Origin of the sequence: Jonesia quinghaiensis DSM 15701 (genome assembly GCF_000423205.1) — a bacterium.
Lineage (GTDB): Bacteria > Actinomycetota > Actinomycetes > Actinomycetales > Cellulomonadaceae > Jonesia > Jonesia quinghaiensis.
The window spans coordinates 282,321-301,712 of the sequence record NZ_AUHN01000010.1; the positions used below are offsets into that span (position 1 = coordinate 282,321).

Here is a 19,392-nt window from a genome sequence, read left to right on the forward strand (position 1 = left end):
TACCCTTCGTGTGATGTGGTGATTAACCCATCACTCAGCGTGCTGGGAACGCAGCGCCTCTGCGTACTGGCGGCCTTTGTAGGAACCGCACGTAGGGCACGCAATGTGTGGCAACTTGTTGCCCTTGCACTGCGGGCATGTAGTGAGGTTCGCTGCGGTTGCCTTCCACTGCGAACGGCGCGCACGGGTGTTGGCGCGCGACATCTTGCGCTTTGGAACAGCCACGGCTAGCTCTCTTTCGTCTCGTTTAACAAGGTCTGTAACGTCGACCACCGAGGGTCAACATTGTCGTGTGCGTGATCCACCTCATCTGCCAGGTGCACTCCGCATTCGGAGCACAAGCCCGGACAGTCCGGGGAACACAACGGTTGAAATGGTAGTTCAAAAACCACGGAATCGCGAAGCAGAGGCTCCAAATCGATTTCGTTGTTCTCTAGAACAACAACTTCACTGCTCTCATCGCCGTCCTCTGCCGCGAGCTGAGCCCGGTCAGGATAGAAATACAGTTCCTGGATTGACGTCGAGATATCCTCAACGACTTCATCCAAGCACCGCACGCATTCCCCACGGGCAACACCACTGACAGTTCCGGAAACAAGAACTCCTTCAACAACCGACTCCAGCCGAACATCAACTGTGAGTTTGTCGCCTTCGGGAATGCTCATTACTGGTGTTCCACAACTCACCGGAGCCTCAAGGTCAAGATGCACTTCACGCATTACCCCGGGACGACGGCTGAGCTCCAGAACATCGAGCACAAACGGCGAACGCGGATTGATGCTGATGATGTACTCCTCAAGATTGAGACTGATATGAACTGTAGAGACCATTGGCTCACCTTCCAGCAAGCCAACGATTAATCTTACGCCAGTTCCTCAAGGAGCCCAAGCATCTTGAACCTCCCGTGCAGGTGATACCAAACACAGCGTTCGGGTGGCGTCGCTAGTTGTGATCGGCTAACCGTTCACCTAATTTTGCGCGCCCAGCCTGCACCTGAGTCACCAATTTGCCAAGATCAATCTCAAATTCCGCAAGGCGTCGGTCGCAATAATCATCGGCTTCATGGCGCAATTGGTCCGCATGATGCTGTGCTGCAGCAACCATTCCTTGAGCCTGTTCCTGAGCTTGGCGCACGATTTCCTCTTGCGCAACCAACGCATGAGCCCGCTCACGAGCCATCGCCACGATTCGTTCAGCTTCATCACGGGCGTCGTCAAGGACACTACCCGCATCACTCAGGACTTCATCAGCGCGGGTAAGTTGCGTAGGCAACTGCTCGCGCAACTCATCAAGCAGGTCAAGAGCCTCGTTGCGATTTACCAACACCGACGAAGACATCGGCATCGCTCGAGCACGCTCCACGAGATCGGTCAACGCATCGAGCAGCGCTGGAACCCCCAGCTGCTCACCTTCCACAAAAGTTTCGGGGTGTGAACTGTCAGTCATCGCTACCTCGCTCCTCGCCCTGCAGTACCGAAGACCACCTTAACTCTGCACGCGTCCCCTTGCCGGGATGTTCACCGCGTGATGTTGAAACGATTCACCAAAGCATGCGCCACCATCGGGGTCACAAAAGTAGATATATCACCACCATGGCGTGCAACATCTTTAACCAGTGACGATGCGAGAAAACCGTGTTCACCACGTGCGGGCAGAAAAACCGTATCTACCCCACTTACCTGATGATTCATAGCAGCCATCGCTAACTCACTATCCACGTCACCCGCAGAACGCACCCCACGCACCAGCGCATCGGCCCCGTGAACGCGACAAAACTGTGCGATTAATCCGTCCACAACCTCAACCCGCACAGTGGGGAGTTCTCGTACAGCATCTTGCGCGAACTCAAGCCGGGCAGCGAGGTCAAACAGCGTTGTCTTTGCACTGTTATGCGCCACCGCAACAATGACCTCATCAAACAACACTGCTGCTCGCGTGATGATGTCGAGGTGGCCCAACGTGATGGGGTCGAAACTTCCTGAACAAACGGCTATAGTCACTCTGCAAGGGTAATGGAAACGCCTTCACTAGGCGCAGAAACAATTGCCACAACGGCACGATGGGATGATGACCTTGCCTTTCGCGGTGCTCGAGTCACCTCAAGACCTCTCCACATTTTACGAGCGCGTTTTGCGACCCTCGTTTCCGGAAACTGAACTAGTCACACATGACGAGTTTCTTGAGGCCTGCACAAACCAGTTCCTCCATGTCATCGGCGTCATTGAGGATGACAATATTGTTGCCGGCGCTGTAGGAACAATGCCCACCCACGAGGGTGTCATGATGTTGCTCTACCTTGCCCTTCAACCCGGCTTACGCGGCGCGGGGATCGGTGGCAAACTCCTCGATTGTGCGCTTGCACGGTGGCAGCAGGAGTTCTCCCCCACCATGATCTTGGCGGAAGTCGAACACCCGAACTACCACCCCTCATCAGAGGACCACGGCGACCCTGCAGCACGGATGCGTTTCTACGCCCGCCATGGTGGGCGTATCCTCGACATCCCTTACTTCCAACCTGCGATCCGCGAGGGCGAACCCCCCGTCCCTGCACTCATGCTCGTCACCCTCTGGGTAGCCCCCGAAGCGTTCATTGATGACGACTGCATCATCGCGTGGCCACTGCGCGCTGCGCTGCGGCGAGAAATTGTTGACACGTGCCCTGAAGGCTTCGGCCCCGCAATTCGGGTGGCCGAATCTGTTGCGGGCGATGCTGTCCGGTTGTGGGAATCACACGACATTGACCGGGTGCCTGTGGGATTGTTCGACACAGAAGATGCTGTGCTGTAAACAGCACTAATCGTTAGACGTCTACCAACTACACCGAACCACAGAGCCAGCCCCACACGATGTGCCGCGCAGACAGCGGGGCACACGTCAGTGTGCTTGTGGGAGCTCTGGTTCCGCGTAGTAAATAACTGTTTCACCATACGTTTTTGTGGTGATCAAGCGCCATTGTTGAGGCAGTTTAGGTTCTGGGCTGCGAGCTGACCGTTCAATGACGATGATTGCACGTTGGTCAACATGCGGAACAAGTGACTCAAACACGCCAGCCAAGTAGTCTTCAGCGACGTCATATGGTGGGTCAACAAAGATCACGTCCCACCCGGGGGAAGTCGCTTGCTTCGCAACATCTTCTGCACGGTCACATCGCACAGTGACTGTGTCAAAACCCAACGCGCGAGCGTTCGCTCGAGCAATATTTGCTGCTTGCCGGTGCGCTTCAACGAGCACCACTTCGCGGGCACCACGGGATGCCGCTTCGAGCCCTAACGCACCAGATCCCGCGTACAAGTCCAGCACTTTTGTATCTCGTAGGGCATCGTAGTGCTCGAGCCGAGAGAACACTGCCTCTCGTACCCGTTCGCTTGTCGGTCGGGTCCCACGTGGTGGTACACGCAGCACCCGGCCCCCTGCCTGGCCCGCAACGATTCTGGTCACTGCAGGATTCTACTGGTTCTAGGCGCGGTCTAGGTATTCCTCACGTTCAGCACCAACGTAGTCGTTGATCGCATCGCGTAGGTGGGGATAGCCCTGTAATTGCGGGTCTTGCGCGATGAGTTCTTGCGCATCGTGACGAGCTTGGAGGATCAAATCATGGTCTTTGATGACTCGAACGTGACGCAACGAACTTGCTCGCCCAGACTGCGCCGCCCCCAAAACGTCGCCTTCGCTTCGTAATTCGAGGTCCATTGCTGCGAGCGCGAAGCCGTCTGTGGTTGAGGCGACTGCGGTGAGGCGTTGGTGGGCGAGGCTTTGTGGGTCGGGTGGGGCGACGAGGAGGCAGATGCCTGGGTCGGTGCCGCGGCCTACTCGTCCGCGGAGTTGGTGGAGTTGGGAGATGCCGAATCGGTCTGCGTCGAGGATGACCATGGTGGAGGCGGTGGGGACGTTGACGCCGACTTCGATGACGGTGGTTGCGACGAGTATGGGGGTGGTGTGTTGCGCGAAGGTTGTCATGGCGTGGTCTTTGTCGGTTGCGTTCATGGCGCCGTGGAGGGTTGCTATTGCGATGTCGGCGAAGAGTGGCATGTCGCGCAGTTTTTGGGCTGTTTCTTCGACGCTGGTGAGGGTGCGGGTGGTGGTTGTTTCGGGGATGTCGAGCAGGGTGTCGGTGGTTGGTTGGGGGGTGGGTTGTTCTTCGGGTGTGGTGTCGCTGATGCGTGGGCAAACGACGTAGGCTTGCCGGCCTGCGTCGATTTCTTCGCGGATTCGTGCCCAGACTCGGTTCATCCAGGTGTCGTTGGTGCTGGGGACGACGTGGGTGGTGATTCCTGCGCGTCCTGCGGGCATGTCATTGAGGGTGGAGATGTCGAGGTCTCCGAAGACTGTCATGGCGACGGTGCGGGGTATGGGGGTTGCGGTCATGACGAGCATGTGGGGGATGGTGTTTGCGCGGGTGCGTAGGGCGTCGCGTTGTTCTACTCCGAAGCGGTGTTGTTCGTCGACGACGACGAGGCCTAGGTCGGCGAAGCTGACGTTGTCGGAGAGGACTGCGTGGGTTCCTACGATGATTCCGGCTGCTCCGCTGGCTGCGTCGAGGAGTGCTTGGCGGCGTTGTGCGGTGGGTAGTGATCCGGTGAGGAGGACGACGGATGTTGCGTTGTCTGTTGCGCCGAGCATTCCGGCGCTGGCTAGTGGGCCGAGGAGTTCGCGGATGGTGGCGAGGTGTTGGGTGGCGAGGACTTCGGTGGGTGCGAGGAGTACTGCTTGGCCGCCTGCGTCGATGACTTGGAGCATTGCGCGTAGTGCGATGACTGTTTTTCCTGAGCCGACGTCTCCTTGGAGGAGGCGTTGCATGGGGTGTGCTTTGGTGAGGTCTGCGGCAATGTCGGTGCCGACGGTGCGTTGTCCGTCGGTGAGGGTGAAGGGTAGTCGGGCGTCAAAGGCGTCGAGGAGCCCTCCGGTGTGTGGGGTACGTGGTGTGGCTTGGAGGTGGGCGTTGTGGTGTCTGCGTTGTACGAGTGCGCATTGGATGACGAAGGCTTCTTCAACTCGGAAGCGGTGGCGGGCTGAGTGCCAATCGGTGTCGGTGCGAGGTTGGTGGATTTTTGTCATGGCGTCGTAGGCGCTGAGCAGGTGTTGCCGTTGGCGGAGTTCAGTGGGGAGGGGGTCGGTGAGGTCTTCTGGGCGTAGTTGGCCAAGGACTGTGGCGACTGCCCGTTCTATTCGCCAAGTGGGGGCCGATGCGCTGGCGGGGTAGATGGGGATGGGGCGTGCGGCTTCGTCGAGGGCTTGGGCTTTGTCGTGGGCGTCTTCGCCGATGATGATGTAGTCGGGGTGGGTGAGTTGGCGTTCGCCGCGGTAGTCGCGCACGGTGCCGGTGAAGAGGGCGACGCGTCCTGGTCGGAGTTTGTCTTCGTGGATGCGGAGGGCGCCTGCTCGTTTGGCGAAGAACGCCAGTGTGAGGGGGTGGTTGCCGTCGGTGACGGTGACGGTGAAGAGGGCGCCTGCTCGTGAGCGCATGGTGCGGGTTGTGGCGCTGAGTACTTGCGCCATGACGGTGACGTGTTCGCCTTCGGTGAGTCCGGTGACGTCGGTGAGGCGACCTGGTTCTGCGTAGCGCCGTGGGTGGTGGTGGAGGAGGTCGTGTGCGGTGTGCAGGCCGAGTTTGGCGAGTGGGGTTGCGCTTTTGGTTCCGAGCAGCCTGCTGAGGGGGCGTTCCAGGAAGGGTTGGGCGTTGAGGTCGCTGTCTGTGGGCGGCGCCGGCGTGCTCATGGTTGGTCCTTGGTGCGGTGGTGTTGTGGCGGTTAGGTGTTCCACGTCAGGGTGAGGTCTGCGGTGTTTGATGGTGTGCCGCTGGGTATCACGGTAGTGGTGATGCCGTGGTGGGTGAGGCTGTCGTGGATGGTGCGTTGGTGGTGTGTGGGGAAGTGCGTGTCGTGCAGGAGGAGTGCTGTGGTGTGGGCGGGCAGGCCTTGGATGATGTCTGTGAGTTGTTCTGGGGTGGGTGGTTTTGTGGGGGTGAAGGTGTGGTGGGTTGAGTGTTCGCCGCTGTGTTGTTGTTCTCCGTAGTCTGCATATGTGAGGTGTGTGGCGACGTCGAGGTCGTTGGTGAGGAGGTGTATGTGCGGGTAGGTCTGGGTGAGGTTTTCGTCGATGCTGCGTGCGTTGGCGATGATGCGTTGCTGTGGGGTGTCTGGTAGGAGCGCGCTGAGTTCGTCTGCGGTGAGTGGGCTGGTACCGGCCATGATGACTGTTGCGGCACTCCGGGCGAGGTCGCGCACTAGGTGGGGTGAGCGGCTGAGGACCACGGGTGCTGTTGCGGCGAGTTGTGGGTTGTGGAGGTTGCGTACGGCGATGTGGCTGACGGTGTCGGCTGTGCGGTGGCAGAGGGTGATGATGTCTGCTGGGTTGTTGGTGTGTATGTGGAGGGGCCCAACGCTTGGCGAGGTGGGGGAAATCGCCAGTACGAGGGAGTCTCCACGGTCAGCCATGGCCCGTCGCAGGGCGCTGATTTCGTGGGTTGTTGGTTGGGCTTTCCAGTGCATGAGGGCGGTGACTTCGTATTCGGTGTCACTGATGTCATTGGTGTGTTGACCGTGGTCGACACCGTGTTCCGTGGTGTTTTGGGGTGTTTCTGTGTGGTGCGCCCCTGTGCGCAGGGTGTCTTCGGGGAACGTCTCTGCGCGTGGGGTTTCACCATTGTCGGTGGCGTTGGTTGGTGCGAGTACGTCGATGAGCGCTGAGATGACAAGGTAGAAACCGCATGCTCCAGCATCACGTACAGACCGCGCTGCGAGGGCGGGTAGGTCGTGTTCGGAATTTTCGTAGGCGTGGTAGACGCTTTGGCGAACACTGTGGAGCACGTCCGCTATGGGGCGGTCCTTGTGGGCGTCGAGAGCATGTGCGGCAGCGTCAGCGGCGGTGAGGATTGTTCCCTCAACAGGGTGAGCCACTGCGTCTCGGGCTTGGCTGGCACCATACTTTAGTGCTGTTGCCACTCCCCCAGCGTGGTGTCCGCGCGCGAACCCACTGAGGTAGTGCGCAAGGATCGCACCGGAGTTACCTCGCGCACTCAGGACTGCCCGATGCGCCACATCGTTTAGCAGAGCATCGACGGTTTGTGTGTTGGTCGCCCGCGCGGTGATTGGTTGCGGGGCAGCTGCGTGGGTCAACGTGAGGAACATATTTGTTCCCGTGTCAGCGTCAGCGATGGGAAACACGTTCGCTTGGTCAAGTGCCGGGCGGGCTCTTTTCAAGGCCGCAACGGAGAGCTCAAACCAATGAATCGCCTGTTCTGTGGTCAGGTGCAGTGCGGGCAGGGCATCGTTCGACATGTGCCCTCCTTGGTTGACGGTGGTGGATTTAACAGTAGTAGCACCACCTGACACGCGGCGCATCGTGGCCGATCTCACGTGTCACCTTGTGCTGGCGCTCTGGTGTCTTGTCTGATGTTGGGTAAACTAAGTGGGCCCAATGGTGATCAGTCACGCTGGTGTGCGCCGTGGTTCAGCTGTCGAACATGAACAGTCCACAGTCACGACGTGACGTAGATCGTGCCAACTATATTTGGGGTTTGCTCGCGGTATCGGCTAACCTTGTGTAGTTGCCCACTGGGCACGTCGAGGTGTGCGCGTTTCACATGGTTGCCTTCTGGCAGCGTGGAGCGAGGATCAACACTTCGCAACAAGACACAATGACTTCGCCGTCGCAGAAGTGCGACGTGCACGACGACCAGGAGAGACCGTGGCTGCTATCTGCGACGTCTGCGCAAAGGGCCCAAGCTTCGGGCACAGCATCTCGCACTCGCACGTGCGCACGAAGCGCCGTTGGAACCCAAACATCCAGCGCGTTCGCGCAATCGTCAAGGGCGCCCCAAAGCGCCTCAACGTTTGCACCTCATGCCTTAAGGCCGGCAAGGTCACCCGCAACATCTGATGTTGTTGGCGGCATGTGCTGCACGAGTTTTTCAGGAGCGGGATCATCTCAGGATGATCCCGCTCCTGTTTTATGTCGTCTTTTAACAGGGTCCGTCCACCTGTTCACAGAACAACACATGCTTTAGCACACAGCGTGTGTTCACCATCGTTGCCCCGCCGTAGTCACCGTAGACTGGAGGGGACGGAGAAGTACCCTTCCCCTGACCGACACAACGTGGCAAGGTGGACACATGGTAGAGGAATACGACACAATTACGGTGCGATCAGCACAACTACCAGACGCCTCGGCAATAGCTCACATACATGTCATGTCCTGGCGTCAGGCATATAGCGGTTACATCTCTGATGAATACCTTGACCATTTAAGTGTCACTGACAAAGAAGCCATGTGGTCTGACGTCCTTTCAATGGACGACACCACCGTTTTTATCGCAGAAAATGGGCGCGCCCTAGGTTTCGCTTCAGTCGGTCCAGCACGCGATGAAGATGCTGAACCCGGCGACCTGCAACTGTTCACCATGTACCTCGACCCTGAAGCGTGGGGGTTAGGCGTGGCAAAGGAACTGATGCGTCACGTGGATTCTCTTCTCACCAACGGGGCGTCAATGACTCTGTGGGTGTTCGAAAAGAATGACCGGGCACGTCACTTCTACGAACGTAACGGTTTCACTCACGACAGCGTAGAACGCATCGAAAACTACGGCGACGAGTACCTCACCGCCCTGCGATACCGCAAAAAAGCAACAGAATAACAGTTTTCACGGCTTAACCTCACCGGCAATTCACGAGGAAAAATGGTCCCACCCAGAGTGCAAACCTACGGTGTCCACACCCTCCACGTGCACTCTGGGCTGGCCCACCTCCTGCTCCACCACACGCCCAATTTCCATAAAGTGTGGTGGAAGTTTGCTGCCTGCAGGGAATGTGGCGAGGAAACCATGGTCCTCTCCCCCAGTCAGCAACCACGTGTGGACCAGGTTCGGCAACTGTGCTGTAGCTTGCGCAGCGCCCTGAGAGTGTTCCTGCCCCACAAAAGTGGCAACCTCACCAAGGGTAGAATCAGTCCACACATTCAACGGATCCTGAAGAACAAACCCCACACTTGATGCTTCAGCGATGCGCGTTGCGTCACGCAGCAACCCATCAGACACGTCCATCATCGACGTTGCTGACTCTGCCGCTGCCACCGCGCAACTCACCGGCGCTTCAGGGCGCAAAAAAAGGTCAACAGCACGAGCAACAGCAGAACCTGCCTGAAACTCCCCGCCTTCAGAAAGTACCGCCAACCCAGCAGCTGACCAGCCACGGTTCCCTGCATGAGCAACAACATCCCCAGGGCGCGCACCAGAGCGCACCACAGGATGACGGTATTGAAGGTCCCCATGAACTGTCACTGAAGCAAAAACTACTGGCGAACCCGACAGATCCCCGCCCACGACCGCCGCACCAACGTCCTGACACACCTGGTTGAGGCCTAGAAAGAACTCTTCAACCCACCGCACAGGAAGATCTCGCGGCAGCCCCAAGGCAACAACAACCGCTGTCGGAACGGCCCCCATTGCAGCGATATCTGCAAGGTTCTGCACCCCTGCACGCCACCCCACGTCATACCCGGTAGACCACTGACGGCGGAAATGGTGATTCTCCACCAGCACATCAGTAGACACCACAAACCTGCCATCGGGGGCGCGCACAACGGCAGCGTCATCCCCCACCCCAAGGATCGTCATACCGCCAGGGTCAATGCGCGCAAAGATACGCTGCAACAGACCATTTTCATCAACATCACGCACCAGTGGCTCCACGAACGTCACACTACCGCCCGACCATCGCTTCTTGCGAACCCGTTAGGGTGGACACGTGACAACGGCTCAAAACCTTCCCCGCCATGGTGGGCTCCTACTCGCGGTTGCCCTGTTGGGCGGATGCGCAACCACAATATCCACCGCACCAGGCCCCAACGCGGCCGATCCCGCCTGCGCAACAGTGATCCTTTCCTTACCCGATGAAGTCCTCGGCCAAGAACGTGCGCAGGTCACTGCACAAGGCACCGCAGCGTGGGGAGAACCCCAACGCGCTGTCGTCGTCACGTGCGGTGTTGAACAACCAGCCCCCACCCAAGAAGACTGCCAATCCATCACCACCGACACGTTCGGTGTGGCCTCAACAGTGGATTGGATAGCAACAACAGACAACAGTGGCTGGATTTTCACCACCTACGGGCGTAACCCCGCTGTCATGGTGCAGGTTCCACAAGCCCTCAAAGAACTGCAACCCACTGGCGCACTCGTCGATGTTGCTGGCGCTGTCACCTCTATCGAACAAACAGAGTTCTGCCGCTAACAACAGTGCGGGTGACCATGACATGCATGGTCACCCGCACCGTGAACGACGCGAAATTGTTGTGGGTTAACGCAAACCCAAAGGACGCTCCAACGCCAACTCAATCAGCTCAGTGATGAGCTGGGTGTAAGGCATCCCAGAACGCTCCCACATGCGCGGGTACATGGAAATGGGTGTAAACCCAGGCATCGTGTTGATTTCATTCACCACGATCTCACCGTTTGGTTGCACAAAAACGTCCACGCGGGACAATCCTTCGCCGCCGACCGCTTCGAAAGCATCAACAGCTACCTCACGCACAGCGGCAATAACATCGTCGGGGAGATCAGCCGGGCAACTCAACTGAGCAGACGCATCGTCAAGATATTTCGCTTCAAAGTCGTAGAATTCGTGCTCTTGACCGGTCATCGTAATCTCACCAGGAAGCGACGCCCGTGTTGGTGCCGAACCGTGGCTACCCAACACGGCGCATTCAATCTCACGCCCCTCAAGGCCCGCTTCAATAATGACTTTCGGGTCATGTTTCAACGCTTCAGCCATCGCCTGATCAAGATCAGCGATGTCAGACACTTTGGAAATACCCAGTGACGAACCAGCACGAGTAGGCTTCACGAACACCGGAAGACCCAACTCAGTGACCTGCGCACGGATAGCATCGGGTTTACTCTGCCAGTCACCGGGGAAAACTGTTGTGTACGGGCCAACTGGTATCCCGTGGCCCTCAAAAACAAGCTTCATGTAGTGCTTGTCCATACCAACAGCTGAACCAAGAACACCCACACCGACATAGCGTAAATCGGCAAGTTCGAGCATCCCTTGCAGTGTTCCGTCCTCACCGAACGGGCCATGCAGGAGTGGAAGAACCACATCGATGCGGCCAACAGGTTCTACCCTGCCATCACGAATAACTCGCAACTCATTGTCACCGGAGGCAAACGGCAAGATCACCTCAGTACCGTTATCCACAACGTGCGGTAGTTCTCCACCGCCGGCAACCTCATCAGGGTTGTCGCTTGCCAACACCCACCGGCCAGCCAAGGTAATCCCGACAACAACAACATCAAAACGGTCGCGGTCAATGGAACGCAACACACCTGCTGCGGTGATACACGAAATTGGATGCTCCCCTGAGCGTCCACCAAAGAGCACAAGAACTCGGGTGCGGGAGGGGGCTGCGCTGTTCGCCTGTTCAGGCTCGCGCGTCTGAGATGTGGACATGTTTTCCATCGGGTGCGACTTTACCGGAGTTACGGACGTAACCTCATCAGTATGACCGGAGAACAGCACAATCTCACACCCACAACACCACAAACTCCCCCGCCCACTATGGGTTCAAGTAACCATGACGGTGTCGCCCCTCATCACGGCGATGCCACCCACGATGTCCGACACTGGCACCCAGCAACCCAGGCGGTTGCAGCTGGGCGCCCACCACGCCACCAAGGCGCACCAGTCAACCCACCCATCGTGCTGTCCTCAACCTATGTCTCAACGGGCACCCCAGGCCCCAATGAACTGCTCTACACCCGGATCGACACCGAAACGTGGCATCCCTTTGAAGAAGCAGTAGCAGCCCTAGAAGGCGCTCCTGTGCCCGGCGTTGTTTTTGGTTCAGGAATGGCCGCCCTCGCCTCCGTACTCAGCCAAGTGCCCGACGGTGGGACCCTCGTGGTCCCCCGACACGCATACCAAGTCAGTTTGGGTTTCGCTGAGGACCTCCACAAACGCCACGGCGTGCAGGTCATCAAAGTGGATATCGATGACACACCGGCAGTGCTATCAGCTCTCAACGGGGCACACATGCTCCTCATTGAATCTCCCACAAATCCCATGCTGGAAGTCGCTGACCTACCCACACTCATCGCTGCGGCTCACCAAGCAGGAGCAACCGTCGTTGTGGACAACACCTTCGCTACTCCCCTCCTGCAACAGCCACTAAGCCACGGGGCAGACTACGTAGTGCACTCAGCCACGAAATACCTCGCCGGGCATTCCGATGTGGTTCTTGGGGTGGTCTGCGCGGCAGACCACCAGCGCCGCGCTCTGGTCCACAACTACAGAACTCTGCACGGGGCCATTGCTGGCCCGCAAGAAGTGTGGTTGGCGCTGCGAGGTTTACGGACACTGTCACTGCGGGTTAACGCAGCAGGAGCCAATGCAATGGTGTTGGCTCAACGACTCGCTGAGCACCCACAGGTCGCCCAGGTTCGTTACCCTGGTCTGCCGCAAGACCCAGGGTTCGCTACCGCATCGGCAACCATGTCCGGTTACGGCGCAATCATTGCTATTCAGCCCACTGGTGACGCCCACAGCGTGGACCGCATGATTAACGCCCTAACTCTATGGACGCCAGCCACATCGCTCGGTGGTGTGGAATCCACCCTGGAACGGCGGCGTAGATTCACCACGGAGTCCCTCACCGTCCCAGAGAACCTCATTCGCTTAAGTGTCGGAATTGAAGACGTTGAGGATTTGTGGGCTGACCTGGATCAGGCTCTTCGCCGTATCACTAGCGAGTCCGCGTAACAATTGTTCAGCGGGTGCTGCCACACATTGTGGCAGCACCCGCTGAACGACCGAATGTGGCTTAAGCGTTCCCGCCGGTTGATTGGTGGTCGACTGGCTGCGCGTCGACGCCTTCAGCTTTCTGCGGGCGTGAGAGGAGCGCCCGCGTCATCTCATCAACGGGCATGCCATTGTTGAGCACCGCGACAACCGCGTCAGTGATCGGCATTTCAACACCAACCCTGCGTGATAGCTCTTGCACACTACGACACGATTTTGCGCCTTCTGCCGTTCCACCAGTGGCCTCAACAGCCTCAGCCAACGTTTTCCCTTGACCGATGTGCTTACCCAGCGTGTGGTTACGTGACAGCGGAGACGCACAGGTCGCCATCAAGTCACCCATCCCCGCAAGGCCGGGGAACGTTTCAACGTCCGCTCCAAGTTGCACCCCAAGCCTAGTCATTTCTGCAAGACCGCGAGTGATGATTGTGGCGGTGGTGTTGTGCCCAAAACCGCGGCCCTGAGCCATACCCACCGCAACAGCAATCACGTTTTTAACAGCCCCACACAGCTCCACACCGATGAGGTCAGCATTGGTGTACGGGCGGAAATACGTGTTTGAGCAGGCAGTCGCCACCGTCAACACCGCATCAGGGTTGGTCCCAGAAACTACTGTTGCGGTCGGTTGACGGGCAGCGATCTCGGCAGCCAAGTTAGGACCAGACACGACAACAACACGCTGGTGGTCGATGTTCAGCGCCTCAGCAAGCACCTCACTCATCCGCTGGTCAGTACCCAGCTCCACGCCCTTCATCAGCGACACCACAATTGCTTGCTCGGGTAGCAGCGCAGCAAGAGGTTTCAGAATGGTGCGCGCTGATTGGGACGGCACTGCAACAACCACCAAGTCGGCACCGGACAACGCTGCTTCAACATCTGTGGTGGCAGTAATTGCCTCTGGTAACGTCACCCCCGGTAGGCGCCGAGAGTTGGTGTGCGCTGTGGTGATCTCCTGGGCTGTAGCCTCATCGCGGCCCCACAACGTGACACTCACCCCAGCGTCAGCAAGTACCTGACCAAAGGTGGTTCCCCACGCTCCCATCCCTAAAACGGTGGCTTTCATTGGGGCTCCCTGGTGCCGGTTCGTGGGTTATAAAACCCGTTGGGTGCGCTCTGACCGCTGATTTCAGCGATTTGGTCCGTGATTGCTTGCATGATGCGATCTGTGGCTTGCCGGAGAACCACAGAGTCGAGTGGTTTGTCATAGAGGTCCGACAGGTCAACGGCTGGTCCTGCACTGATGTGCACAGTTTGCCGGGGAATGATGGTGGGGAACTTGCCACCTCGTGGAAGAACCTTTGTCACGCCCCACTGTGCCAGTGGGATGACGGGTTTACGTGATTGCAACGCGAGGCGGGCCACCCCGGTGCGGGCCTGCATCGGCCAACCTTCTGGGTCCCTAGTCAACGTACCTTCAGGAAAAACAGCAATACAAAACCCCTGGTCCAAGCGTTCACGGGCAGTCTCTAAAGAACGAGACGCCTCAGCGGAACCTCGAGCCACGGGAATCATGTTTGTTTTACGCAAGATCCACCCGACGAAGGGCACTTTCCACAGTGATTCCTTCGCGAGGATGCGTGGTGGGCGGTTGGCGTTGTACAGAAAGTGCGCTGCGGTGAGCGGGTCCAGCAAGGAGGCGTGATTTGCGGCAACAATGACGCCGCCTTCTTGTGGAATGTTCTGTGTGCCGTACCAGCGTTTTGCGAACATTAGGGTCACCACAGGTTTCACCACGAGAGCAGCGAAACGGTAGGTGGCGTTCTTCCCGGCGCGGGGAGCGGGAGTTTGTGTCTCAGTCACCGCACCAGATTACCGCTTCTGGTGCGGTGACTAGACCCAGACAACACCCTGTGGTTAGTCAGCGAGCTCGAACTTTGCGCCGAGTGCTTCCAACTTGCCCATGAAGTTCTCGTAACCACGGTCAATGAGAGTGATACCGCGCACCTTGGATTGCCCCTCGGCAGCAAGCGCCGCGATGAGGTGAGAGAACCCACCACGAAGGTCAGGAACCTCAATGTCCGCTGCGGTGAGCGGAGTGGGCCCGGCAATGACGGCAGAGTGTTTGAAGTTCATCTGACCGAAGCGGCAGTCTCGGCCACCCAAGCATTCTTTATACACCTGGATTTGTGCGCCCATGCCGCGCAGTGCCTGTGTGAAGCCGAAACGGTTCTCGTAGACCGTTTCGTGGACGATCGACAAGCCTTTGGCTTGGGTGAGGGCAACTACGAGAGGCTGCTGCCAGTCAGTCATGAAACCGGGGTGAACGTCTGTTTCCAGAACAATGGATTTCAAGTCTCCACCAGGGTGGAAGAACCGAATACCGTCATCCTTCACCTCGAACTCTCCACCAACTTTGCGGAAAGTGTTGAGGAAAGCCAGCATTTCAGGTTGGGAAGCACCTTCAACAAAGATGTCACCGCGAGTTGCGAGAGCTGCTGAAGCCCACGAGGCCGCTTCGATACGGTCCCCTAGTGCGGTGTGCGAGTATCCGTTGAGTTTAGATACCCCTTCGATCCGAATGACACGGTCAGTGTCCACAGAAATGATCGCGCCCATTTTTTGGAGGACGTTGATGAGGTCCATGATCTCGGGTTCGATCGCCGCATTGGACAGCTCGGTAATACCCTCAGCGCGTACTGCGGTGAGCAACAACTGCTCGGTGGCACCGACTGATGGGTACGCAAGCTGGTACTTGGTTCCCTTGAGGCCGTTTGGTGCGGACAAGAAGATGCCGTGTGGGCGCTTGTCCACGTGCGCACCGAAGGCACGCAGGATGTCTAGGTGGTAGTTGATTGGGCGGTCACCGATCCGGCAGCCTCCCAGGTCGGGGATGAACGCTTCACCAAGGCGGTGCAGGAGCGGCCCACAGAACAGGATGGGAATGCGGCTGGAGCCAGCGTGCGCATCGATATCAGCAACGTGCGCTGATTCAACGTTGGATGGGTCCAGAGCCAGCGTTCCGGCCTCGACGTCGTAGTCAACTGACACTCCGTGAAGTTGGAGTAAGCCGGAAACAACGTGAACGTCACGGATCTCAGGGACGTTGCGAAGTACTGAAGGCGTTTCGCCTAGCAGTGCTGCAACCATCGCTTTGGAAACAAAGTTTTTTGCTCCGCGGACGCGAATGGTCCCGTTGAGTGGTGTTCCGCCGTTGACGTAGAGGAGGTCTGTCATGGAGTAATCGTCGCCTATCTTGAACCGTGTTGCTGAACGGGGGTGTCGTGCCACAACCCCTCTTGGTCGAACACAGATGTGGGGCCGCGCATTCCGCGCGACCCCACATTACCGTGATTGGTACCGGTTACCTACACCGGTGGGCAGTTCTTCACGATGCCCTCTCAACCCGGGTGGTTGGCTAACCGACTGGCTGCTCTTGCTCCTCATCGACGGGCCGTGCCGCTTCGACGTGCTGCTTTGGTTCAAACTTCGCTGGCAAGGTGGTTGGCCGCCAGGAAGCACGGTGAGACTCAAACTCAGTGATGTCTGCCTCGTGTTGGAGTGTCAGGCCGATGTCATCAAGCCCTTCCATGAGACGCCACCGTGTGTAGTCATCGATCTGGAACTGAACAATGACGTCACCAGCGGTAACGGTGCGCTCTTCGAGGGACACGGTCAGTTCTGTGCCGGGGTTTTCTTCGAGGATTTTCCAGAGCAATTCAATGTCTTCTTGGGCGCAAATACCTGCTACCAAGCCTTGTTTTCCAGAGTTGCCTCGGAAGATGTCCGCAAAGCGTGAGGATAGTACTACCCGGAAGCCATAGTCTTTGAGCGCCCATACCGCGTGCTCACGGGATGAACCGGTACCAAAGTCCGGTCCCGCAACTAACACTGAGCCGTTTTTGTACGCGTCTTGATTGAGTAGGAAGTCCGGGTCATTGCGCCACGCAGAAAACAGGGCGTCTTCGAATCCGGTTCGGGTGACCCGCTTGAGGTAAACGGCGGGGATGATCTGGTCGGTGTCGACGTTGCTGCGGCGCAGTGGGACGCCAACTCCGGTGTGTACGTTGATCTTTTCCATGGTGTTCTCCAGATCCGGTGTTAGGCGCCAGCGCCGACGAGTTCAGATGCTGTGGCAGGTTCAAGGTCTGCCGGGGATGAAAGCGTTCCACGGATCGCGGTGGCTGCTGCGACCAGTGGTGACACCAGGTGGGTGCGTCCGCCTTTACCTTGGCGACCTTCGAAGTTTCGGTTCGAGGTTGATGCTGCGCGCTCGCCTGGTTTGAGTTGGTCTGGGTTCATCCCCAGGCACATGGAACACCCGGCATTTCGCCATTCTGCGCCGAAGTCTTTGAAAACTTGGTCCAGACCTTCTGCTTCTGCTTGGAGGCGGACTCGGGCTGAGCCAGGCACGACGAGAACACGGACATCGTCGTGCTTGGTGCGCCCCTTGATGATGTCTACGACGGCACGGAGGTCTTCAATGCGACCATTTGTGCAGGAGCCGATGAACACGGTGTCGACCTTGACCTCACGTAGTGGGGTGCCAGCGGTGAGTCCCATGTATTCCAGTGCTCGCTGAGCTGCGACGCGTTCGTTTTCGTCGGCAATGTCAGCGGGGTTGGGAACATCTGCGGACAGTGGCAACCCCTGCCCTGGGTTGGTTCCCCAGGTGACGAATGGTTCGATGTCTTTCGCTTCGAGGACAACCTCTGTATCGAACACTGCGTCGTCTTCGGTGCGCAGTGTTTTCCAGTACTCGACGGCTGCGTCCCAGTCGGCACCTTCTGGTGCGTGTGGGCGACCTTTGAGGTACTCAAAGGTGGTTTCGTCAGGTGCGATCATTCCTGCGCGAGCACCTGCTTCGATGGACATGTTGCAGATGGTCATGCGACCTTCCATCGACAGTTTGCGGATCGCTTCTCCGCGGTATTCCAGCACGTAGCCTTGGCCGCCACCGGTCCCGATTTTTGCGATGATCGCCAGGATGATGTCTTTGGCCGTTGACCCCTCAGGTAGATCACCTTTTATGGTGATCGCCATGGTTTTGAAGGGTTGCAGCGGAAGTGTCTGGGTTGCGAGTACGTGCTCAACCTCTGAGGTGCCGATTCCGAAGGCGAGCGCCCCGAACGCCCCATGAGTCGATGTGTGAGAATCGCCACACACAACGGTGAGGCCGGGCATTGTCAAGCCGAGTTGCGGGCCAACGACGTGCACGATTCCTTGGTCTGCGTCGCCGAGTGAGTGGATGCGAACACCAAACTCTTCAACGTTCTTTCGCAGGGTGTCGATTTGCGTCCGCGAGGTGAGATCTGCGATCGGACGGTCGATGTTCAGGGTGGGGGTGTTGTGGTCTTCGGTGGCAATCGTGAGGTCAGGGCGCCGTACAGGGCGTCCAGCGAGGCGAAGCCCTTCGAATGCCTGAGGGCTGGTGACCTCGTGAACGAGGTGGAGATCAATGTAGAGCAGGTCCGGGGAGCCCTCTGTGCCACGTCGCACAAGATGCGCTTCCCATACTTTTTCCGCCAGGGTACCGGCCATGATCTTTCCTCTCATCAACCGCTGCGTGTTGGGGCTGCAGCGAACGGTCTTGAACTTCCTTCGGAGAGTCTACTTGCATTCTCAACGGTTGAGACTGCAATATCAATACATGGACAACTCAAGTGGAGTCGGCGTACTCGATAAAGCAGCCGCAGTATTAGGGGCCTTGGAGGCCGGGCCTGCCACCTTGGCGCAACTGGTTGCCGCCACACAGCTCGCCCGCCCAACTGCCCACCGCCTGGCAGTAGCACTGGAACACCACCGTCTCGTCACCCGTGACATGCAGGGTCGCTTCATCCTTGGTCCACGCCTGAACGAACTAGCCACAGCAGCAGGCGAAGACCGTCTGCTCGCTGCCGCCAACCCGGTTCTCGCTGCACTGCGAGACCACACTGGTGAGAGTGCTCAATTGTATCGCCGTCAAGGCGACCAACGCATTTGCGTGGCCGCAGCAGAACGACCAGTCGGGCTGCGCGACTCCATCCCCGTGGGGGCAACATTGACAATGCAGGCCGGTTCAGCTGCGCAAGTCCTGTTGGCGTGGGAAGAGCCTGACCGTCTCCACAGAGGGCTTCAAGGCGCCAAATTCACCGCTACCGTACTCTCTGGTGTCCGTAGGCGCGGCTGGGCACAGTCGGTGTCTGAACGTGAAGTGGGAGTGGCTTCAGTGTCGGCACCGGTACGTGGCCCATCGGGGCGCATTGTTGCCGCAGTGTCTATTTCTGGTCCTGTTGAGCGGTTGACCCGTCAACCAGGGCGACTTCACGCAGGTTCCGTTGTTGCCGCCGCGAACCGCCTCACTGAGGTGTTACGCCGGGCATCGGAAGAATCACGCGGCTAACCGTGTACCGCGCGAGTAAACTCCATGGTTGTTGAGGGGTAAAGCAAGAGGCTGGAACTCAAGTGAGTTCCAGCCTCTTGCTGTATGTACCCCCAACGGGATTTGAACCCGTGTTACCGCCGTGAGAGGGCGGCGTCCTAGGCCGCTAGACGATGGGGGCCTGAACTTTTATCGCACAGCGTGCTGCGCGACCTCGTTAGTTTACCGTGCTTGAAGGCTACCGATGCAAGCTGACTAGGTATGACACTGCCCACATTGGATCTGCGCCTATGGTGAGCGGGGGCC

20 protein-coding genes and 1 tRNA gene are annotated in these 19,392 nt (G+C 58.2%); 6 read left to right on the forward strand and 15 right to left on the reverse strand.

The window, feature by feature from the left end; genetic code table 11:
• Positions 1-30: 30 nt before the first annotated feature.
• The 4 genes from rpmF to coaD form a co-directional block, all read right to left on the reverse strand.
• The gene (gene rpmF / locus G538_RS0110810) at positions 31-225 is read right to left on the reverse strand and encodes a 50S ribosomal protein L32 (RefSeq protein ID WP_029069334.1); all 195 of its coding nucleotides are present in this window, start codon (positions 223-225) and stop codon (positions 31-33) included.
• A 2-nt stretch (positions 226-227) separates the two neighbouring features.
• Positions 228-830, reverse strand: a complete 603-nt coding sequence (locus G538_RS0110815; protein WP_051196978.1) for a YceD family protein — start codon at positions 828-830, stop codon at positions 228-230.
• Positions 831-942: 112 nt separating this feature from the next.
• Positions 943-1,446, reverse strand: a complete 504-nt coding sequence (locus G538_RS0110820) for an ATP synthase subunit B family protein (RefSeq protein ID WP_051196980.1) — start codon at positions 1,444-1,446, stop codon at positions 943-945.
• A 71-nt stretch (positions 1,447-1,517) separates the two neighbouring features.
• Positions 1,518-2,000 carry a pantetheine-phosphate adenylyltransferase gene (gene coaD / locus G538_RS0110825; RefSeq protein ID WP_029069337.1) on the reverse strand — a complete coding sequence of 161 codons (483 nt, stop codon included), beginning with the start codon at positions 1,998-2,000 and terminating at the stop codon, positions 1,518-1,520.
• Between the two features lie 67 nt (positions 2,001-2,067).
• Between coaD and G538_RS17460 the strand changes: the two genes are divergently transcribed.
• Positions 2,068-2,787, forward strand: a complete 720-nt coding sequence (locus G538_RS17460; RefSeq protein ID WP_051196982.1) for a GNAT family N-acetyltransferase — start codon at positions 2,068-2,070, stop codon at positions 2,785-2,787.
• Positions 2,788-2,874: 87 nt separating this feature from the next.
• On the opposite strand, the gene rsmD is transcribed toward G538_RS17460, so the two are convergent.
• From rsmD to G538_RS17465, 3 genes are read right to left on the reverse strand one after another with little or no spacing between them, the layout of a single operon-like run.
• Positions 2,875-3,438, reverse strand: a complete 564-nt coding sequence (gene rsmD / locus G538_RS0110835; RefSeq protein ID WP_029069338.1) for a 16S rRNA (guanine(966)-N(2))-methyltransferase RsmD — start codon at positions 3,436-3,438, stop codon at positions 2,875-2,877.
• Between the two features lie 18 nt (positions 3,439-3,456).
• Positions 3,457-5,715, reverse strand: coding sequence for an ATP-dependent DNA helicase RecG (locus G538_RS0110840; protein ID WP_051196984.1), 2,259 nt, complete (start codon positions 5,713-5,715; stop codon positions 3,457-3,459).
• A gap of 32 nt (positions 5,716-5,747) precedes the next feature.
• Positions 5,748-7,277 carry a DAK2 domain-containing protein gene (locus G538_RS17465; protein WP_169514116.1) on the reverse strand — a complete coding sequence of 510 codons (1,530 nt, stop codon included), beginning with the start codon at positions 7,275-7,277 and terminating at the stop codon, positions 5,748-5,750.
• 409 nt (positions 7,278-7,686) lie between these two features.
• On the opposite strand from G538_RS17465, the gene rpmB reads away from it, so the two are divergent.
• Together rpmB and G538_RS0110855 are read left to right on the forward strand one after the other, a co-directional pair.
• Positions 7,687-7,878 (forward strand): 50S ribosomal protein L28, encoded by a 192-nt coding sequence (rpmB, locus tag G538_RS0110850; RefSeq protein ID WP_029069341.1) that lies wholly within the window; start codon positions 7,687-7,689, stop codon positions 7,876-7,878.
• 232 nt (positions 7,879-8,110) lie between these two features.
• The gene (locus tag G538_RS0110855; protein WP_029069342.1) at positions 8,111-8,632 is read left to right on the forward strand and encodes a GNAT family N-acetyltransferase; all 522 of its coding nucleotides are present in this window, start codon (positions 8,111-8,113) and stop codon (positions 8,630-8,632) included.
• A gap of 30 nt (positions 8,633-8,662) precedes the next feature.
• On the opposite strand, the gene thiL is transcribed toward G538_RS0110855, so the two are convergent.
• On the reverse strand, positions 8,663-9,673 hold the full coding sequence (gene thiL, locus G538_RS0110860; RefSeq protein ID WP_245566851.1) for a thiamine-phosphate kinase: 1,011 nt from the start codon (positions 9,671-9,673) through the stop codon (positions 8,663-8,665).
• Between the two features lie 67 nt (positions 9,674-9,740).
• On the opposite strand from thiL, the gene G538_RS0110865 reads away from it, so the two are divergent.
• Positions 9,741-10,223 carry a DUF3515 family protein gene (locus tag G538_RS0110865; RefSeq protein ID WP_029069344.1) on the forward strand — a complete coding sequence of 161 codons (483 nt, stop codon included), beginning with the start codon at positions 9,741-9,743 and terminating at the stop codon, positions 10,221-10,223.
• A 66-nt stretch (positions 10,224-10,289) separates the two neighbouring features.
• Here the strand turns inward: G538_RS0110865 and G538_RS0110870 are convergent, their stop codons facing one another.
• A complete protein-coding gene (locus G538_RS0110870) occupies positions 10,290-11,450 on the reverse strand; it encodes a D-alanine--D-alanine ligase family protein (protein WP_029069345.1) in 1,161 nt (386 codons plus the stop codon).
• A 42-nt stretch (positions 11,451-11,492) separates the two neighbouring features.
• Here G538_RS0110870 and G538_RS16370 point away from each other — a divergent pair, with 42 nt between their 5' ends.
• A complete protein-coding gene (locus G538_RS16370) occupies positions 11,493-12,749 on the forward strand; it encodes a trans-sulfuration enzyme family protein (RefSeq protein ID WP_245566852.1) in 1,257 nt (418 codons plus the stop codon).
• Between the two features lie 61 nt (positions 12,750-12,810).
• Here G538_RS16370 and G538_RS0110880 read toward each other — a convergent pair whose 3' ends face one another.
• The 5 genes from G538_RS0110880 to leuC form a co-directional block, all read right to left on the reverse strand.
• Positions 12,811-13,851: an NAD(P)H-dependent glycerol-3-phosphate dehydrogenase gene (locus G538_RS0110880; protein WP_029069346.1), complete on the reverse strand. Its 1,041-nt coding sequence runs from the start codon at positions 13,849-13,851 to the stop codon at positions 12,811-12,813.
• Positions 13,848-14,588: a lysophospholipid acyltransferase family protein gene (locus tag G538_RS16375; protein WP_051196986.1), complete on the reverse strand. Its 741-nt coding sequence runs from the start codon at positions 14,586-14,588 to the stop codon at positions 13,848-13,850. The genes G538_RS0110880 and G538_RS16375 overlap by 4 nt, the downstream gene beginning before the upstream one ends.
• A gap of 54 nt (positions 14,589-14,642) precedes the next feature.
• Complete coding sequence (gene murA / locus G538_RS0110890) at positions 14,643-15,962, reverse strand: UDP-N-acetylglucosamine 1-carboxyvinyltransferase (protein ID WP_029069347.1); 1,320 nt, start codon at positions 15,960-15,962, stop codon at positions 14,643-14,645.
• Positions 15,963-16,143: 181 nt separating this feature from the next.
• Positions 16,144-16,806: a 3-isopropylmalate dehydratase small subunit gene (gene leuD, locus G538_RS0110895; protein ID WP_029069348.1), complete on the reverse strand. Its 663-nt coding sequence runs from the start codon at positions 16,804-16,806 to the stop codon at positions 16,144-16,146.
• 20 nt (positions 16,807-16,826) lie between these two features.
• A complete protein-coding gene (gene leuC, locus G538_RS0110900) occupies positions 16,827-18,266 on the reverse strand; it encodes a 3-isopropylmalate dehydratase large subunit (protein ID WP_029069349.1) in 1,440 nt (479 codons plus the stop codon).
• A gap of 109 nt (positions 18,267-18,375) precedes the next feature.
• On the opposite strand from leuC, the gene G538_RS0110905 reads away from it, so the two are divergent.
• On the forward strand, positions 18,376-19,107 hold the full coding sequence (locus tag G538_RS0110905; protein ID WP_029069350.1) for an IclR family transcriptional regulator: 732 nt from the start codon (positions 18,376-18,378) through the stop codon (positions 19,105-19,107).
• A gap of 87 nt (positions 19,108-19,194) precedes the next feature.
• Here G538_RS0110905 and G538_RS0110910 read toward each other — a convergent pair.
• A tRNA-Glu gene (locus G538_RS0110910) sits at positions 19,195-19,267 on the reverse strand.
• Positions 19,268-19,392: the final 125 nt, after the last annotated feature.

Coding starts and splice junctions, on each gene's coding strand:
- G538_RS0110870 (WP_029069345.1), bottom strand. CDS start 11,450: ATGGAAAACATGTCCACATCTCAGACGCGCGAGCCTGAACAGGCGAAC.
- G538_RS0110905 (WP_029069350.1), top strand. CDS start 18,376: ATGGACAACTCAAGTGGAGTCGGCGTACTCGATAAAGCAGCCGCAGTA.
- murA (WP_029069347.1), bottom strand. CDS start 15,962: ATGACAGACCTCCTCTACGTCAACGGCGGAACACCACTCAACGGGACC.
- G538_RS17460 (WP_051196982.1), top strand. CDS start 2,068: ATGACCTTGCCTTTCGCGGTGCTCGAGTCACCTCAAGACCTCTCCACA.
- G538_RS0110880 (WP_029069346.1), bottom strand. CDS start 13,851: ATGAAAGCCACCGTTTTAGGGATGGGAGCGTGGGGAACCACCTTTGGT.
- G538_RS0110855 (WP_029069342.1), top strand. CDS start 8,111: ATGGTAGAGGAATACGACACAATTACGGTGCGATCAGCACAACTACCA.
- G538_RS0110820 (WP_051196980.1), bottom strand. CDS start 1,446: ATGACTGACAGTTCACACCCCGAAACTTTTGTGGAAGGTGAGCAGCTG.
- G538_RS16370 (WP_245566852.1), top strand. CDS start 11,493: ATGACCGGAGAACAGCACAATCTCACACCCACAACACCACAAACTCCC.
- leuD (WP_029069348.1), bottom strand. CDS start 16,806: ATGGAAAAGATCAACGTACACACCGGAGTTGGCGTCCCACTGCGCCGC.
- leuC (WP_029069349.1), bottom strand. CDS start 18,266: ATGGCCGGTACCCTGGCGGAAAAAGTATGGGAAGCGCATCTTGTGCGA.
- G538_RS0110815 (WP_051196978.1), bottom strand. CDS start 830: ATGGTCTCTACAGTTCATATCAGTCTCAATCTTGAGGAGTACATCATC.
- G538_RS17465 (WP_169514116.1), bottom strand. CDS start 7,277: ATGTCGAACGATGCCCTGCCCGCACTGCACCTGACCACAGAACAGGCG.
- G538_RS0110840 (WP_051196984.1), bottom strand. CDS start 5,715: ATGAGCACGCCGGCGCCGCCCACAGACAGCGACCTCAACGCCCAACCC.